Annotated in this window: 14 protein-coding genes, 1 tRNA gene, 2 pseudogenes and 1 riboswitch; of the genes and pseudogenes, 12 read left to right on the forward strand and 5 right to left on the reverse strand. The window is 43.0% G+C overall.

Annotated features, from left to right (window positions below; genetic code table 11):
• Positions 1-260: 260 nt before the first annotated feature.
• Positions 261-2,738, forward strand: a complete 2,478-nt coding sequence (locus AAV90_RS14105) for an MEDS domain-containing protein (RefSeq protein WP_052729680.1) — start codon at positions 261-263, stop codon at positions 2,736-2,738.
• Positions 2,739-2,852: 114 nt separating this feature from the next.
• Here the strand turns inward: AAV90_RS14105 and AAV90_RS08020 are convergent, their stop codons facing one another.
• A complete protein-coding gene (locus AAV90_RS08020) occupies positions 2,853-4,004 on the reverse strand; it encodes a CapA family protein (RefSeq protein WP_157609515.1) in 1,152 nt (383 codons plus the stop codon).
• A gap of 233 nt (positions 4,005-4,237) precedes the next feature.
• On the opposite strand from AAV90_RS08020, the gene AAV90_RS08025 reads away from it, so the two are divergent.
• The 3 genes from AAV90_RS08025 to fusA all read left to right on the forward strand — a co-directional run bounded on the left by AAV90_RS08025 (position 4,238) and on the right by fusA (position 7,937).
• Positions 4,238-4,783: a hydrolase gene (locus AAV90_RS08025; RefSeq protein WP_046497488.1), complete on the forward strand. Its 546-nt coding sequence runs from the start codon at positions 4,238-4,240 to the stop codon at positions 4,781-4,783.
• Positions 4,784-4,926: 143 nt separating this feature from the next.
• A complete protein-coding gene (locus tag AAV90_RS08030) occupies positions 4,927-5,712 on the forward strand; it encodes an enoyl-CoA hydratase/isomerase family protein (protein ID WP_046497490.1) in 786 nt (261 codons plus the stop codon).
• A gap of 206 nt (positions 5,713-5,918) precedes the next feature.
• Positions 5,919-7,937, forward strand: coding sequence for an elongation factor G (gene fusA, locus AAV90_RS08035; protein ID WP_046497492.1), 2,019 nt, complete (start codon positions 5,919-5,921; stop codon positions 7,935-7,937).
• Positions 7,938-8,124: 187 nt separating this feature from the next.
• On the opposite strand, the gene AAV90_RS08040 is transcribed toward fusA, so the two are convergent.
• Together AAV90_RS08040 and AAV90_RS08045 are read right to left on the reverse strand one after the other, a co-directional pair.
• Positions 8,125-9,126 carry an anti-sigma factor family protein gene (locus AAV90_RS08040; RefSeq protein WP_046497494.1) on the reverse strand — a complete coding sequence of 334 codons (1,002 nt, stop codon included), beginning with the start codon at positions 9,124-9,126 and terminating at the stop codon, positions 8,125-8,127.
• Positions 9,107-9,700, reverse strand: coding sequence for an RNA polymerase sigma factor (locus AAV90_RS08045; protein ID WP_046497496.1), 594 nt, complete (start codon positions 9,698-9,700; stop codon positions 9,107-9,109). The genes AAV90_RS08040 and AAV90_RS08045 overlap by 20 nt, the downstream gene beginning before the upstream one ends.
• Before the next feature lie 185 nt (positions 9,701-9,885).
• On the opposite strand from AAV90_RS08045, the gene AAV90_RS08050 reads away from it, so the two are divergent.
• The 5 genes and pseudogenes from AAV90_RS08050 to AAV90_RS15405 all read left to right on the forward strand — a co-directional run.
• Positions 9,886-10,329 carry a YaiI/YqxD family protein gene (locus AAV90_RS08050; protein WP_046497498.1) on the forward strand — a complete coding sequence of 148 codons (444 nt, stop codon included), beginning with the start codon at positions 9,886-9,888 and terminating at the stop codon, positions 10,327-10,329.
• Positions 10,330-10,430: 101 nt separating this feature from the next.
• Positions 10,431-11,276 carry an Mrp/NBP35 family ATP-binding protein gene (locus AAV90_RS08055; protein WP_046497500.1) on the forward strand — a complete coding sequence of 282 codons (846 nt, stop codon included), beginning with the start codon at positions 10,431-10,433 and terminating at the stop codon, positions 11,274-11,276.
• Positions 11,277-11,478: 202 nt separating this feature from the next.
• Positions 11,479-11,625, forward strand: coding sequence for a hypothetical protein (locus AAV90_RS14910; protein WP_157609516.1), 147 nt, complete (start codon positions 11,479-11,481; stop codon positions 11,623-11,625).
• A gap of 476 nt (positions 11,626-12,101) precedes the next feature.
• Positions 12,102-12,338, forward strand: a pseudogene (locus tag AAV90_RS15400) (peptidoglycan-binding domain-containing protein); the annotation flags it as partial.
• A gap of 237 nt (positions 12,339-12,575) precedes the next feature.
• Positions 12,576-12,755 (forward strand): annotated as a pseudogene (locus tag AAV90_RS15405) (3D domain-containing protein); the annotation flags it as partial.
• Between the two features lie 207 nt (positions 12,756-12,962).
• Here AAV90_RS15405 and AAV90_RS08065 read toward each other — a convergent pair.
• Positions 12,963-14,207: a KamA family radical SAM protein gene (locus tag AAV90_RS08065; protein ID WP_046497502.1), complete on the reverse strand. Its 1,245-nt coding sequence runs from the start codon at positions 14,205-14,207 to the stop codon at positions 12,963-12,965.
• An 89-nt stretch (positions 14,208-14,296) separates the two neighbouring features.
• Positions 14,297-14,423: riboswitch (cyclic di-AMP (ydaO/yuaA leader) on the reverse strand.
• A 249-nt stretch (positions 14,424-14,672) separates the two neighbouring features.
• Here AAV90_RS08065 and AAV90_RS08070 point away from each other — a divergent pair.
• On the forward strand, positions 14,673-15,074 hold the full coding sequence (locus AAV90_RS08070; protein WP_046497505.1) for a secondary thiamine-phosphate synthase enzyme YjbQ: 402 nt from the start codon (positions 14,673-14,675) through the stop codon (positions 15,072-15,074).
• A 154-nt stretch (positions 15,075-15,228) separates the two neighbouring features.
• Here the strand turns inward: AAV90_RS08070 and AAV90_RS08075 are convergent.
• Positions 15,229-15,305, reverse strand: a tRNA-Lys gene (locus AAV90_RS08075).
• A gap of 225 nt (positions 15,306-15,530) precedes the next feature.
• Between AAV90_RS08075 and AAV90_RS08080 the strand changes: the two genes are divergently transcribed.
• Together AAV90_RS08080 and AAV90_RS08085 are read left to right on the forward strand one after the other, a co-directional pair.
• Complete coding sequence (locus AAV90_RS08080; protein ID WP_046497507.1) at positions 15,531-15,833, forward strand: phasin family protein; 303 nt, start codon at positions 15,531-15,533, stop codon at positions 15,831-15,833.
• Positions 15,834-15,915: 82 nt separating this feature from the next.
• Complete coding sequence (locus AAV90_RS08085; protein ID WP_242847513.1) at positions 15,916-17,571, forward strand: ABC1 kinase family protein; 1,656 nt, start codon at positions 15,916-15,918, stop codon at positions 17,569-17,571.
• Positions 17,572-17,575: the final 4 nt, after the last annotated feature.

Genomic DNA, 17,575 nt, shown 5'->3' on the forward strand with positions numbered 1-17,575 from the left:
AGCCTTTCTGCTTGATTCTGGCAAAGGCTGCATTTGCCTGGACGGTGCTCCTACAAATTAAAATCAAAACCCCAAAAACACAGTCAAAGCTAAGGATGTAAAGTTGGATGTCGAGCAGCTTTTATTTAAACAAGTATTATATGAATGCGGTAATTCAAAATACCTATATAAAATGTATAAAAGAATCGAAATATGTAGTACAATATAATCGAGTAAAAATTTCTCAAATTTTATGACGAACAAATAGGTGGGGAGCTGCAATGTTATCAGGTAATCTGGATTTATCAGATGAAGCGTTAACCAGGATTCAGCCCAAAGACCATCTGTGTCTAATCCACAAAAACCAGGAAGAATTAGAAAACGTTATAATACCGTATATAGTCATCGGATTAAAAAACAACGAGAAGTGCTTATATATAGGTGACAGAGACAGTCTGGATTCAGTTCGCTCCATGCTCTTAGGGGATGGTTTGCAAATTGAGTTATATGAGGCTGCCGGTCAATTGCTGATGCTGGACAGTGCGGTTTTATTTCATAATAATGTAGATCAGCTGGACTTTAACAAAGTGCTGGATTTGTATAAACAGGAATGCCAGAAGGCTTTACAGGAAGGCTTTAACTGTTTGCGGATAAGTGATGATTTGAGCTGGGCCATCACAAAACAGTTAACCTACGAAGATGTCTTTCTTTATGAAGAACATTTAAACCGGGATATCATTTCCACCTATAGTTGTATTCTGCTCTGTCAGTATAATCAAAGAAATTTTGATGCGCGAACCATTAGGAGGATAGTGGCTGCTCATCCAGTAATCATTCATAACGGGAAAATACATTTGAATATTAGTTATCTGCCCACTGAAACCCAGCATGGAAATAATGCTGATTACCAGTTGCAGGAATGGTTCAACAAAAAGGAAAGTATGCGGTTGTTCCAGGAAAACCAATTAGAAGAGCAGATGTTTTTTTGCCGGGACTATATTGATAATATCCCTGCTCCGATTTTTTGCCGAGATACCAAGGGCAGTTTTCAATATTACCCTCAGGTTTTCCCTAGTTTTGAGCGTACGGAAGCAATTGAGAATTTACAGTTTATTGTTGACGGCGATCTGGCACCTCTGGATTTACACCTGGCGGGTATTAGCAGGGAGCAATGTTATAATTTAAAATGGTCATATTCAAACAGGGAACGCACCCGGGAAACTTTCCAAAATAATACATTTTTTGGTGGAGAAGATTTTTCCGAATGTACCGACACCAAGGCAAATGATCCCCGACGCAAATCAGACCAAGAAGCCTTGCGCTTGAGCGAAGAACGCTTTAAAAGGATATTTACCCAGTCTCCTTTTGGCATGGCCATTTATGACTATAATGGGGCTTTGGTGGAAATGAACCGGGCCTGCCGCGAAATAATAGGAATCAAAAATATTGAGGATATGGAAAAATTAACTCTGGCGAATATTGACGTTCCCAAAGAAGCCAAGGAGAAGCTTAAAAGAGGCGAGACGCTTCATTTTGAGCAGGAGTTTGATTATGATCTGCTCAATGGTTTGGTTGCGACAACCAAGTCCGGTGTGCGCTACCTGAACTGTTTTATCAGCCCTTTAAATTACAAGCCAGGGGATAAACTGGGTTCCTTGTTTCAGATACAGGATATCACCGAGCAGAAAAAAACTGAACTCGCTTTAAAAAGAAGCAATGCCTGCCTTAGGCGCCTCACCGACAATATGGTGGAGATAATCAGTCAGGTAAATATTGAAGGGGTTTACGAATATGTGAGTCCTTCCTGTAAAACGATACTTGGTTATGAACCGGAAGAGCTTTATAACACGTCTATATTTAATCTGCTCCACCCGGATGATATCAATTTGATGATGAACTATATTACCGCAGGTTTGAAAACCCGTTCCTTCAAGAAAACGGATTTTCGTTTTCGATGTGCCGATGGAACCTATCTGTTTCTGAATACGGTCGGTAATCTATTCTGTGATGATGATGGCCGGATCGGTGGGGTAATTCTCAGCAGCCATGATGTCAGTGAGAACAAAAAGGTAGAAGGGGAACTGGCTCGTTTGGATCAACTGCGGATGGTAGGGGAAATGGCTGCCAGTGTTGCCCATGAAATCAGAAATCCCATGACCACGGTGAGGGGATTTTTGCAGGTGTTGGGTGATAATGACGAACATGCCAATTTAAAAGAGTATTTCGATTTAATGATTGAAGAACTCGATTCGGCCAATGCTATTATTTCCGAATATTTATCTTTAGCTAAAGAAAAGACAGTATTTTTTGCCAACCAAGACTTGAATAAATTAATAGAAGCCATCTATCCACTTATAGTGGTTGATGCAATTAAATCCGACCAGCGGGTTATCCTGGAATTAGGGGAAATCCCCAGCCTGTATATCGATGCCAAGGAAATCCGCCAGTTGGTTCTTAACTTGACCCGCAACGGCTTGGAATCCATGGGGCCGGGGGGCTGTCTAACGATTCGCACCACGGCCGATGAGCAAAACATAATCCTGTCTATTGAGGATCAGGGACATGGCATCGATGATAATAATCTGGAAAAGATCGGCATTCCGTTTTTTACGACTAAAGACCAAGGGACGGGACTGGGTTTGTCTATTTGTAACAGTATCGCGGCTCGGCATAAAGCGACCATTGATATTAAATCAAACCAGAATGGCAGTACTTTTTCAGTAGTTTTTAGACGTTTTGATATGCCCACCCTCATATAAATGTCCCCGAAACTGTCAGGCAACGGTTTTGTCAACTGGTGAACTGATAATTGCGGACAATAAAACTAAATGAGCAGATCCATCTGCTCATTTACTCATTTTATAGGGAAAAAATTATTTAAGCGGCCCAACTTCCATCTGTTCTTGACAGTTGGTGGCTATCTGTTCCAGCCAAGGTATGCTGTCGGTCTTAAGGTAAGGTTCACTCCCGGCCCGGATAGCTGCAATCGTTTCGGGAATGGGAATTACCCGGAATTTCTGGCGGCCGTTTTGATTATAAGTATGCGAGTAGGTTGGTGTATAATGGTAGCCTGTCAGAATAGTTTTCCCGCTTTCGAAATCCTTGGTATAAGCCAGTTTAATCACAACGCCGCTATTACGCTCCACACCTCTTTGGTTACCGATACAGTTTCCCATGGAATAAATAACAAATTTTTTTTGACCGGATATGTTAATGATGTGAGCCGGTTGGATAACGTGGGGATGTCCGCCTATTATAGCGTCTACTCCCTGAGCCAGAAACTGCTGGGCCAGCTTTTCTTGCTGAGCGGTTGGATAGGGACTGTATTCCACACCCCAGTGCAAAAGCAAAACTAAAACATCTACCTGTGGGCGCAGGGTGGAAATATCTTCAAGGATTTTATCCGGATCAATCAAATTATAAAAATAGGGTTTGTCTTGAGGGAGGGGTATACCGTTAGTATCATAACCATAGGCCAAAAATCCGATTTTTATACCCCTAATATCTTTGATCAAATACGCATCTTTTTCAGCTTGGGATCGATAGGTGCCGATTGTGTCAAGTCCGTTTTGATTAAGGACATCCATGGTGCGCATCGCCCCGCTAAGACCTCGATCCAGAATATGGTTGTTGGCTGTCGTTACTAAGTCAAAGCCGGCCTCTTTAATGCTTTGAGCGAGACTGTCCGGTGAGTTAAAGGTAGGGTAACCTGTATATCCTGTTTCCGGACCAGCCAGGGCTGATTCCAGGTTAATGATGGAATAGTCAGCTTGGCTGACCAGGCTTTTTATGGGAGCAAAAAGGTGGTCGAATTGATAGCTTTCTCCCATATCACCTGAAGCTATTACGGTATTGTGCATCAATATGTCTCCGGTTGCCAGCAAAGTAATGGTCTCTTTATCTTTTACCGGTTGATGGACAACTGTGGAGGGGGATTGGTTTTCTTTTTGAGTCAAATAATAATAGATCAGCGACCCGGTCAGGATCAGAGCTATCAAGGCGACCACCGAAGTTGTTTTGCGCAAAATACCACTCCCAATTGTTAGTAGACTAGGATAAAGCGGAATTTACCCGCAGAGTAATGCTGCAGATTTCACTTTAAACCCGTTAGCAAGCAGACGATTATCTTCCCTTATTTTTCCTCGCAACAATATTTTATCACAGTAAAGTAAACAAGGGGTTTGATTTTTTCCATAAACCTCACATAAGTATTGAAAATAATGATAGAATACTTAAAAACGAAGAAGGAGGTTTATCCGTGTCAAAATATAGGTTAAACAAGGAAGATGCCGTTTTAGTAGTAATCGATTTACAGGATAGACTGATGAACGCCATGCCGGATAAGGAAAAAGTATATAAGAATACCGGTATATTACTTCAAACAGCCCAGCAATTAAATATTCCGGTAATCGTCTCGGAGCAGTACCCTCGGGGGCTGGGTTCTACTGTAGCAGAGATTAAAGAACATCTAAAGGATTATGAGTATATTGAAAAGACTTCCTTTTCCGTCTGTGAAGCCTTACAGGCTAAATTGGCCGGATTAAAGCGTAAGACCCTGATCATTACCGGCAGTGAAACCCATGTGTGCGTATATCAGACTGTAAGGGATATGGTTGCAGAAGGTTATCAGGTTCATGTAGTGCAAGATGCGGTGTGTTCACGTTTTCCCGCCAACTATCAAAACGGAATTGAGCTGATGCGAGATCTGGGAGCGGTAATAACCAGTACAGAAACAGTTGTCTTTGATTTGTTAAAAGAGGCCGGGACTGCAGATTTTAAGGCGCTGTCCCCCTTGATTAAATAGTATGTTCCGGTCGCACATATTAGTCGCGCATACTCCTATGTTAGGACAGGTTAAATGCCGGGAGAGCAATTTGACATTATTTAACTGTGTCGGTATATTACAAGTAGATGTTAGCGGAAAAATAAATGGATGGAGGTTTAATAATGAGCTACGGAAAATACTTTAATTATGTTAAGGAAGATAATATTGGCATTGTAACCTTATGTAATCCTAAAGGCTTCAATTTAGTAGCAGGTGAACCCTTCTTCAGAGAATTATACGAAATTCAGGAGATTATCGCAGAGGATAAAACCCTGCGGGCAATCGTAATAAATGCCGAAGGCGATCATTATTCAGCCGGTGTTGACCTGAATTTCCTCCTACCCGCTACTTCCCAGTGGATAATGGAGCATCTGCCTTGGCTGCAAAGATTGTATGGGCGCTGGCAGGAATTTCCAATTCCGGTTATCGCTGCTGTGCAGGGTATATGTTACGGTTCAGCAACCGAATTAATACTGGGGTGTGATATTCGGATTGCAGCCGATAATGCACGTTTTTCTATTCCCGAGGTAAAATTCGGTCTTGCTCCAGACATGGGAGGCACTACCCGATTGACCCATCTGGTCGGGATCGGTCAGGCCAAGCGATTGATTATGGGATGTGATGAAATCGATGCCGCAGAAGCATTAAGAATCGGCTTGGTGGAAATAGTTGTGCCCAAGGATGAACTGAACTCCCGGGCAATGAAGATGGCTCAGAAGATGGCCGGCCTGCCGCCTGCAGCCATGCGGTTTGCTAAAAAAGGCATTAATCTGGCCAATGAAAGCAGTGTGGCGGCTAGCTTGTTGTTTGAAGAAGTTCAATCTACCTATTGTTGTGGGACAGAAGATCAGAAGGAAGGAATTAGGGCATTCTTTGAAAAACGTACCCCGGAATTTCATAACAAATAGCCGCCCAGGCGAATTATAAATAACGAATGCGGGAACAGCCGAATTTGAGGTTCTGTTCCCGTTTTTATTTTTTATTTGACAAGGGAATGATTATGTAATATGATTTATCATCAGGTGCGAAAAAAATACGGCCAATGTTTATCGGCACTACTATTTTTTAGTAATGCCGTTTACTTTTTTATCTGACAAGAGGAGTGAAGCATTCCATGCTGAGTAGTTTGAGAAACATAGGTATTATTGCCCATATTGATGCCGGCAAGACAACCACTACGGAAAGGATTTTATATTATACCGGACTGACCCATAAGGTCGGCGAGACACACGATGGCGAAAGTGTTATGGATTTTCTGGATGTGGAAAAGGAGCGAGGGATTACCGTTTCTTCCGCGGCTATCAAGTGTATATGGAAGGACTGCAGCATAAACATTATCGATACTCCAGGTCACGTTGATTTTACGGCTGAGGTGGAAAGAAGCCTGCGCATACTTGATGGAGCGGTCGTTATATTTTGCGGCAAAGGCGGAGTCGAACCTCAATCCGAAACGGTCTGGAGACAGGCAGACAAATATAATGTGCCCCGTATAGCCTATATCAATAAAATGGATGCGGTGGGTGCGGATTTTTTCAAGGTGGTAGATCAGATAAAAAACCGCCTGGGGGCTCAGCCGCTGATTTTAACCCTGCCCGTTTTTAATGACGATAATTTTACCGGCATCATTGATCTGATAAGCATGAAATATGAGAGTTTCACAGGCAGCATGGGCGATCAGATCGTGCAGACGGATATACCCGCTGATTACCTGGCTGAAGCAGAAAAGTGGCGTTTGGTTTTACTGGAAAAATTGGCGGAAGACAGCGAAAAGTTGATGGAACTCTACTATGATGAAGCCCCCATACCTGAATCCCTGCTATTGGCTGAGATCAGGAAAGACACCATAAATGGCAGTGTCGTCCCGGTAATATGTGGTAGTTCCTATCGCAACATAGGGGTACAGATGCTGTTGGATGGTATCGTGCAATACCTGCCGTCACCACTGGATATTGAACCAACCAAAGCATTGGATCTTAATACGGATGAAGACATTATAATCCGGGGAGATGCTCCGGAATTCTTCTCTGCCCTGGTTTTTAAAATTGTGAGTGATCGTCATGTTGGCAAGCTGGCCTTTGCCAGGGTCTATTCAGGCTCAATTGCGGCAGGCAATTATGTCTTAAACAGCTCCAAAAACAAGAAGGAACGCATTGGTCGTCTGGTAAAAATGCATGCCAATCATCGGGAAGAAATTCAAAAAGTGACGGCTGGTGACATTGTGGCCTTTATAGGCCTTAAGGAAGTTGGCACAGGAGATACCATTTGCGATGAAGACCACCCGGTGCTGCTGGAATCGATTGATTTTCCGGAACCGGTTATTCAGATAGCGATTGAACCCCGAACCCAATCTGATCAGAATAAAATATCTGAAGCCTTGGCTAAGATATCTGCTGAAGATCCAACCTTTAGAATTACTTATAACAGCGAAACTGGTCAAACCCTGTTATCCGGAATGGGTGAGCTTCACCTAGAAGTCATCAGCGAACGTCTGGCCAAGGAATTTAAAATTGATATTAATATTGGGCAGCCCCAGGTAGCTTATAAAGAGACTATCACCAAAGCAGCCGAGCAAAACACGCGCTATGTCAAACAAACCGGCGGCAAGGGGCAGTTTGCTCATGTGGTGCTTAAAATAGAACCGGGGGAAGGGTTTGAATTTGTTAATAAGATCGTAGGCGGGGCAGTTCCCCGTGAATATATCCCGGCCGTAGAAGCTGGAGTAAAACAAGCCCTGGAGGAAGGCGTCCTGCAAGGCCACCCGGTTGTTAATGTTAGGGCAACTTTATTGGATGGCTCCTATCATGAAGTGGATTCATCCGAAATGGCATTCCGTATAGCTGCCATGCAGTGTACAAGAGACTGTCTGAAAAAAGCCGGTCCTAAGATGTTAGAACCCATTATGCGTGTGGAAATAACTTCACCGGAAGAATATACCGGCGGTATAATCAGTAATATCAGCAATCGCCGGGGCCGAATGGATTCCATGGATATGCAGGGCAGTACGCAGGTGATTAGGAGTTATGTGCCTTTGGCAGAGATGTTTGGTTATTCAACCAGCCTGCGTTCAGCCAGCCAAGGCAGGGCAGGTTTTTCGATGGAATTCTCTCATTATGAGGAATGCAATCATATTTAGCAAAGACTCCGATTGCGCGTTAACCTTAATATCGGCCCGGCGCTCAATTATTATTGTCCAGCCATATAAAGCCAGTATTTTTTGGTGACGACCACGAGCGCTTAATTATGGTAAAAAGAGTAGAATAAAGACCGGAACTGTGTCCTGGATGAGGGCAAGTTCCGGTCTTTTATTTTGAGAATCCTGTTTAATGACCCGGAATTATTTCAATATGGCTGGCAATTTGGGTCAACTCCTCGTAGCCTAGATTTCCGGACAAGGTCAGATTGATTATATTATTGCCGATTTGAGTTTCACGGCTGACGCTGGCAGGAGCCTCAAGTTGCGCAGATAAAGAATCCGGGGGCGGAGTCTTAAGACTTGATATGCTCTCTTTTTTGTTTTGAGCCGAAACAGACACTATTTTAACCGTCAGCTTTCTGGTTCCATCTGCAGTCAAGTAATTATACTCCGACTGATATTCGTTCGCATTGGTAATGTATTGCAATTGATATTGAGCGGGAATATTTTTCAGTGACCAGCTGGGTGGGGCATATGAAGCTATTTTGCGTTCACCGCGCCCTACATCGAAGCTTTTGGGCGGTACGACACTGCTGACAAGCAAAGCTGTGTCAGGCGCCGGATTAACGCTTAACCTTAAATCCTGTTCGTCCGGAAGCGGGGCTTTAATTTGGGCTGCTGTATTGACGACCATCCCAGCGTCTTTTTGGTTGGTTTCACTCACCGCAACCGTATTCGCAGAGAAATCTGCAGAACCAGCCGGTAACTTGAGCTGGCATTTAGATTCTGCAATGATCCGGTCAGATTTTTCCTCTATTTTCTCCTGACCGGGCAGCAGTATCCCGGGAATGGAGATACATAATGCCAGCAATACTACTGCAGCGGCAGCCCTGGCAAAAAGCGGCAGGTTATAACGTCTGCTTAGGGAGGGCTTAGACAGCATCTTTTCTTCGGGCGGCAATACGGGTTGTATTTTAATGGCGTTTAATACCCGCTGATCAAAATCAGGGGATAGGTCGGGTATATGACTGACATCCTGCAGAATTAGATTTTCCTGGCGGGTTAGTTCATACTGGAAGCGGCAGGACGAGCACCTGGCTATATGGCGGTCAATATCCTGTTTTTCCTGGGCAGAAATCTCACTGTCAAAATAGCTGTACATATGTTGTTTACAAAGCCGGCAGTTCATATTTTTGCCCCCTTTCATCCCAGTGTTTGAGTATGGTTTTGCGTAGCGCTTTGCGGGCACGATGGACTTTTACTTCCACGTTTTCCCGACTTATTCCCAGTATGTCAGCAATCTCTTGATTAGTAAGATCCAACTGGTAGCGCAGAATAATAATAGTTCGATAGCTCTCCGGCAGTTCTAACAGGGCCTCCTCAATTTCTCTCCTTAGTTCTTGGTTTTCCAAGACCTGCTGGGGATCGGTTCGATTTGCCCTGGGGTCAGGTTCGTAATAAGGCGTAAAACTCTCATCGAAATTAATAAGGACGACTTTGTTATTTTTACGCATAGAACTTATGCAGGTATTTACTGCAATTCGATGAATCCAGGGGCCGAATTTTTTACTTTGGTCAAACTGATACATTTTATGATAGACGGTAACAAAAACCTCCTGAGTAATATCTTCAGCTTCGTGGTAGTTACCAATCATTCTAAATATAATTGCGAAAACTGATTTTTTATAACGATTCAGCAACTCTTCAAAAGCCGCAATTTCGCCGTTAAGAGTTTTCGCCGCCAGCATTTCGTCCGTAGGCAAGACAATTATCCTCCCTGTTCCGTACCAATAATACGGCAAAAATATAGATAGGCTTTCACAAATACTATAGAATAATAATACATGAAAATTGTGGAACTATATACAGTGTACAATGCTTTTATCCATATTATATAGTTTAAAGCCATACAATGGCAGAAACCCAAGCTAAAAAAGGAGATATACTATTGAAGATTATTGTTGACGCAGATGCCTGTCCAGTTAAGGGCATTATTGAGGAAATGGCTGCCGGCGCAGGGCTTGAACTTATTATGGTATCTAATTATCATCATATGATTAGGAGTAATTACGCGCGAGTGGTCATCGTAGATGGTTCGTCCCAATCTGCTGATATTACTATTGCCAACCTTACCCAAAAGGGGGATATCATTGTAACCCAGGACTATGGATTGGCAGCTTTGGTTTTAGCCAAAAATGCCCATTGTATTCATCCTCAGGGCCAGATATACAGCCTGGATAATATTGACGGGTTGCTGAGCCAGCGTTATGTTCACCAAAAAGCGCGCCAGGCCGGAAAACGCATTACAAATCCCCGCAAGAGACAAGCGCAGGATGACATTCGTTTTAAGAAAAACCTGGGCAGACTTATGGTTGAGGCGAATAATAATTAGTGGCCCATGGTTATGATGGGTGGAGCTGTAGATTGATTGCAATCTGGCGAGGTAAGTTCTAAAATTTATTAATAGTTGTTAAATTAGAAAGGGGTAGTAAAATGTCGGAAAAATGTAATACTTGTCCATCCCAGGCAGGATGTTCTGTAGACCCAAACGAATGTTCAGGTTCAGAAGCCACCCAGGCTCTTTTAGGTGCTTTGAACGATATCCGCAACGTAATTGTGGTTATGAGCGGTAAAGGTGGCGTGGGCAAATCTTCGGTAACCGCTTTGATTGCTAGTGCTTTGGCCCGCGCCGGAAAAAAGGTGGGGGTTCTGGATGCGGATATCACTGGTCCCAGCCAGCCTAAAGCCTTTGGAATCAGCAAGGAGCAAGGCCTTATGGCCAATGAATATGGAATAATTCCGCTTGAAAGTTCCAACGGAATTAAAATAATATCCATTAATTTTTTCCTGCCCAATGAAGATGATCCTGTAATCTGGAGGGGGCCAATGCTGGCAGGGGCTGTCAAACAGTTTTGGGGAGAAACGGATTGGCGCGATTTGGATTATATGGTGGTTGATATGCCTCCAGGTACTGGGGATGTACCTTTAACCGTTCTGCAAACCTTGCCGGTCAGTGGTATTGTAATTGTATCTTCGCCTCAGGATTTGGCTTTCATGGTAGTAAAAAAGGCGATCAAAATGGCACGGAAAATGGATATCCCTATTTTGGGATTAGTAGAAAATATGAGCTATGCTATCTGTTCGCATTGTAATGAAAAACTCGAACTTTTTGGGAAATCTCAGGGTGCCAAGGTAGCACAGGATTCCGGCATCGATTACCTGGGGGGACTGCCTTGGGATGCCAATTTAAATACCCTTTTAGACCAGGGAAGAATAGAAGAATATCAATCTGCAGATATAGAAAACATAGTCGCTGAAATATTGGTAAAACTCCCCTAATTATAGGGATTGTAAATGAGTTGAACAGCTCCACATTATTCCATTTATCTGTCTGGTTTTAGGAATTCTTTCATGAAAAAGAATTTGCATAAAAAATAAATTTATACTTAAAAAAATCTTTAAAGTTGTATATAATCTAATAAATACTAGCTACCTTGACTTGACTCAGAATATATTGGCTTGAATTTGGGGGTGTAGTATTATGGCAACCAAACTTTTTATGGATCTGAGACGTATTTTTGCTGAACTTGCTTCAACGTTGATTCTGGGTAAAAACAAAGATGCTGCTAACATTGCCATGGCACTTTCAGAAAAAAGCAAGGCACTGGCAGAAGAACTAGCCAAATAGTATGTGCTGGAAGAAGAACCAGTATATACTTTACATGTTCGATTCTGATCAAGTATAAGACCTAGTTCTAATTCCGGCAGGTAAGGCATGTCGGTTGGGAATTACATGGCTCCACTTGAAATAAATATACAAATAGACAAAAGGCTTTCCGTATGGGAGGCTTTTTTATTTGCAAAATTATCATTAATAGAGAGAAAACAGGGGATATATTAAAGATATCCCTTGGTTAATTTTCTCTTTGCAGAGAATAGAAGAAGATTTGTTAGCATCTTACCATATCAAAGCTTTCATTTTTATAGACAAAGATATGTTCAGGCTGAGAAAGCGTGAGACGGTTTGAGGTTTAGTTTTATTTCCGTTAGACTAAACGCATTAACTACCTGCTAAACTGCTTATCCAAGCATTGCAGTAGTAATCAGCTTAGAAAGGAGTTAAGGATGTATATTATAAAGAAGACATTTGCCCTGCTATTTGTAATGGCACTATTGGTTACCGGTTTTATTTTAAGTACGGAGCGAAAGGTTTTGGCTGCTGATAACATTGCTTTGGGAGCCCAGGGACAGGAAGTAGAACAACTGCAAGCGGCCCTCAACAGCAAAGATTACTGGTGCGGCGAAGCCAACGGGCTTTTTGGGCCCAGAACTTATAATGCTTTGATAAGATTTCAAAAAGACCACAAGCTGACCGTTAATGGTCAAATCGATGAAGCCCTTAAAAAAGCCTTGGATATGCTGCCTCCTCTCTCCAATTCATCTGAATCCCAGGAATCTGCCACTGTACCCCCCACGGCCGTTGCAGATAAAAGCAAGGCTAAATCCAGCCCTACAGTATCCCGCGGTGGGGGTAGAGTAATTACTATGGTTGCTACCGGATATACGGACGCACCAGAGGAAAACTGGCCGTATGCCGGGGCACCTTCCTACATTGGATTGCCTTTGGCAAGGGGAATAGTAGCAGTCGATCCGCGGGTAATACCAATGGGCAGTAAACTTTACGTTGAGGGTTATGGCGAGGCTATTGCTGCTGATCAGGGCGGAGCAATTAAGGGCAATCGCATTGATCTGTTTTTCGATAGTAAAGCCGAAGCTCATAATTGGGGGATGCGCTCCGTTAAAGTTACCGTGTACTAGATTAGCCCTAAAGAGTTTATACAGAAAAACAAATACCGGCTCTGCGTTTTTACTGCAGAGCCGGTATTTGATTTTATTAAACGTGTATAACGCAGCAACCTTAGTTATGAACGAAGTTCGTAATTAAGGTTGCCGCCGTAAAACCCCTTATCAGGCAGGCAATAAAACACGATTATCTGTACTGGCAGGGGGATACTATAGCTTCCCTTAATAATCGATATCGCAAACCTTGACGATCTTGTTTTCCCAGGTTCTCAAGTAGGTGGTATTGCCTTGGCGGTTCATCATATAATTTGGCATTACCGGAATTTTACCGAGACCACCCGGGGCATTATATATATAAGTTGGATTGGCTAATCCGGAAGTATGTCCGCGCAAACTGTTCATTATATCAAGGCCGGTTTGGAGATCGGTTTGCCAATGATTGGTGCCGATTACATTTTTGGCATGGAATATATAGTAAGGCCGCACCCTGATTTTTAAAAGCTCATGGTTAAGTTTTCTCATGGTGTGTGCATCATCATTAATATCCCGTAACAATACGGCTTGATTACCAAGCACCACCCCAGCGTTGACTAAACGATCACAGGCAAGTTTCGAATCAGGTGTAATCTCCAACGGATGATTGAATTGGGTGTTAATATATATCGGCGGATAAGCAGCCAGTATTTCACATAAGGCCGGGGTAATTCGCTGGGGCAGCGTTACCGGAACCCTGGTGCCGATTCGAACTATTTCCACATGAGGCAGATCATATAATTCCGCCAAAATCCACTCCAAGGTTTTATCGCTAAGGAGCAGAGCATCTCCGCCCGTGATTAATACATCTCTTATTTCCGGATGGGAAGCTATATAAGTCAGGGCAGCTTGTATATCTTCACGGCCGGCATTTTTATCAGTTTCACCAATATTTCGGCGTCGCTGACAATGTCGGCAATACATGGCACATTGATTGGTAGCATTTATTATCAATCTGTCAGGATAACGTCTGGTTATAAGCGGTGCCGGGGAAGTGTGTTCCTCATCCATTGGATCAGGAATGCCGCCAGGCACAAGTTCCCTAATGTCGGGAACCCCCATTTTGAAAATGGGATTATCGGTATGGTTTTTAGTTATAAGGCTTAGATAATAGGGCGAAATGGCCCAACGATAGGTTTTGGCGGTTTTCTCGATCTGATGCTTTTGGGTTGCGCCAAGATCAATAATACTGCTTAAAGTATCTGCATCACAAATCCGGTTTTGCATTTGCCATTTCCAATTGTTCCAATCACTTTCGGTACCATTTAATACGCCCAGCAGCCGCTTTTTAATAATTTGCGTATATTCGTAATTGCTAAAACCAGTCTCTATTTGCGCAGCTGCAGCCATATATTCTTGAGTATCACTGGCCAGTTCTTCACTTCTTAATACAGAGTCGACAATAGAAAGACTCCTTTCTGGGTATTCCCTCATGGTATCCCTCCTTAGCTGATAAACGTTTTATTTGGAAGCACAACATTCGAAAAGGTACGGAGGGTAATGCCCCTGTCGGCATTAATGTCCCTGGTTCCCTTTCCCGCTTACGAGGTTAGCTGACGGATTCGGGCTAAGGGATAGCCCTACCGATAAATCGGATTCACCCCAAAAATGGTTCCCCCGTTCTCCTTTGAGATTCAGCGTTATAATAATCTATTCTATTTTACGTATAACAAGTTCCTTATCTTGCATAAAATCACCTCCAAAAAAACTGAATAAAAAGCGGATAACCTGATTGCAGGCTACCCACCCCAGTAAGCCGATCCTCAAAGAAACGAGCCGAATAAACATCTTTGACCGCTAATGTGATTAATTGTAAAAAGAATATCATAATTGTTTTCTGAATTCAATAATGTAAAATATGGGGAAGAGGCAGTCTTTACAGAATAACGGAGGTATTTAATGCTTTATAAAATCAAGCTTCAGACCCATCATCATGCCCAAATGATTGATATTACATCAGAAATTCAAGAGATACTTAACAATAATAGCATAACAGAAGGTATGGTTTTGGTCTACTGTCCGCATACCACTGCGGCAATTACCATAAACGAGAATGCTGATGCAGACGTTACCCACGACATTTTAATGAGATTAGATGAAATGTATCCCTTAAAACATCAAAAGGACCGCCACCAAGAAGGAAATTCGGCCGCCCATTTAAAAGCCAGTACCATAGGTGCATCCCAGCTGCTCCCCGTAACCGCTGGCCGTCTGGTATTAGGAACCTGGCAGGGCATATACTTTTGTGAATTCGATGGCCCCCGTCAACGCACATTTTATGTAAAGGTGTTACCAGGGTAAAGTGTCAAAGGGACAGTTCTTCTGACACTCTTGACCTGCTTAGGTATACGGCGAAATTACCTGGTTTTTGTTATTTAGAAAAAACCTTTGCCACCCGCTTAAAAAAATGCAGAAAAACAAAAACCACGCAACCTGCGTGGTTATTTGCTTATTATGGTGGGCCATACAGGAATCGAACCTGTAACCTTCTGATTAAGAGTCAGCTGCTCTGCCTGATTGAGCTAATGGCCCATGTCGCAAGTATGATTATAAACCCTGGGCCAGCAGAAATCAATAGTGAGTGTGAAGGATTGCCGCAACCCTTCCTGGTGGCCTGTTTACACGGTGTTTTAACGAATTGGATAAAAGATTTGGGCGGGGCTTATGGAATCTTGGTAAATTGGCAATTATAACTATATGGTTGCTGAACTATATGTTATGCTGGGAGCAGACAAAAATTTTTAAGGAGGGGTAAAAATGAATATTTTTGATAGAATGATTAACCTGGGTTTGGGAACCTTTAGTCTGACCAAAGAGAAGATTGAAAAAACCATGGATGAAATGGTGGAGCGCGGAGAAATGAATCGGGAAGAAGCTAAAAGAACGATGGAGGATCTGATTCAAAGGGGTGAAGAACAGCGGGATCAACTTCGGGTTATGGTTAGGGAAGAGATGGACAAATGGAGTCCAGATTATTCTACAACCAAAACCCAGATAGAAAACCTTGAAGCCCGCATCAATGAATTGGAGGAAAAACTAAACCAAGCCAGCCAGGGCTAACCAGCAGCCAGCCCAAAGGTTCAAGGAAAATCCTTGAACCTTTGCAAATACGGAGGAGATCAATTTGCATCTTAAAAGTCCATTGACGCAGTTAAATCACATATCCAGATACCGTGAAGTAGCAAATGTAATGATCAAGCATGGATTTGGTTTTTTGTTTGACAAGGTCAGCTTACGCTATATCTTTGGATTTTGGAATACCAAGCAGATGCGGGAGGATAAAGCCAACCGTTTTACCCGTCCGCAGCGTTTGCGGATGGCGTTGGAGGAACTGGGGCCAACCTATGTCAAACTGGGTCAATTACTTAGTATCCGACCCGATCTGCTGTCGGCGGAATACATTTTCGAGTTGGAAAAACTTCAAAATAGTGTACCGCCGTTTGCTTTTTCTGAGGTTTTAAAGGTTATCGGCGACAGTGGTCTGGAAATTAATAGAGATTTTAAGTCCTTTAATGAGATACCGATAGCTGCCGCGTCAATAGCCCAGGTTCACGAAGCTGTTCTGAACGATGGGCAGCACGTGGTGGTAAAAGTGCAAAGACCTGGCATTGATAAATTAGTTGCCACTGACCTGGAAATTCTGATGGATCTGAGCGGCTTGTTAGAAAAACACACGGCTTGGGGCGAGTTCTACCATATTACCGAAGTGATTGATGAACTGGCTGAAGCAATACGTAGTGAGCTGGATTTTTTACAAGAGGGTCGTAATGCGGATCTGTTCAGAAAAAACTTCCGCTATGATCGCAGCATTAAAGTACCTAAGATTTTTTGGCAACATTCTTCCCAGCGGGTTTTAATTATGGAGTATGTGGAAGGGATCAAAATATCGAATTTTTCTGCTCTGCGCCAAGCGAATCTAGAAACTAAAACAATTGCCCAAAAACTGGTTAATGCACTTTTTAAACAGATTTTCGAATATGGATTTTTTCATGCTGATCCTCATCCCGGCAACCTAGCTATTTCTACGGAGCAAGAATTAGTTTTTTATGATTTCGGACAGATGGGCATGGTCGATGAAGTATTGAAAGAGAAATGCGTAGATCTTTTGATAAGTATGATGCGCTATGACGTAAATGGGGTAACCCGGGCGCTGCTGGATATTGCCATCGGCAGCCAAAGTGTGAACCGGGAGGAGTTGCGTCAGGATGTAGCTCGCCTGGAGCAGAAGTATTACGGTCTGCCTATGTCCCAAATCAAGTTGGGGGAATCCCTGGCTGAATTACTGGAGTTATCTGTCCGTTATCAAGTGCGGGTTCCCCCGGAGCTTTCCCTGATGGTTAAAATGCTGATGACTATTGAAAGCTTGGTAATGCAACTGGATCCGCAGCTTAGTATCGTTGATATTGCTGAGCCCTATGGCCGCAAAGTAATGCTCAAACGCTACTCGCCTAAAAACGTAAGCAGCAGCGCCATTGAAATTGCCCTGGATTATGGACGGATTTTCAAACAGTTTCCCCATGATTTTGAAAATATACTCCGCCAGATGCAGGAGGGCGAATTTTCGGTCAACCTGCAGCATAAAAATATAAATCGGATAACAGCCCGGCTGGATATTATGTCAAACCGCTTGTCGGTTGCTATCATCGTAGCCAGTATTATAATCGGCTCAGCCTTGATACTGGATAAAAGCAAATCCGGTTTTATCAACCAGGTTCCCTTGGTCGAGATCGGTTTTATAACGGCTGTGATATTGGGTCTGTTTCTTACATATTCAATATTAAAAAGCGGCAAGTATTAAAAAT

Origin of the sequence: Syntrophomonas zehnderi OL-4, assembly GCF_000983115.1 — a bacterium.
Classification (GTDB): Bacteria; Bacillota; Syntrophomonadia; order Syntrophomonadales; family Syntrophomonadaceae; genus Syntrophomonas_B; species Syntrophomonas_B zehnderi.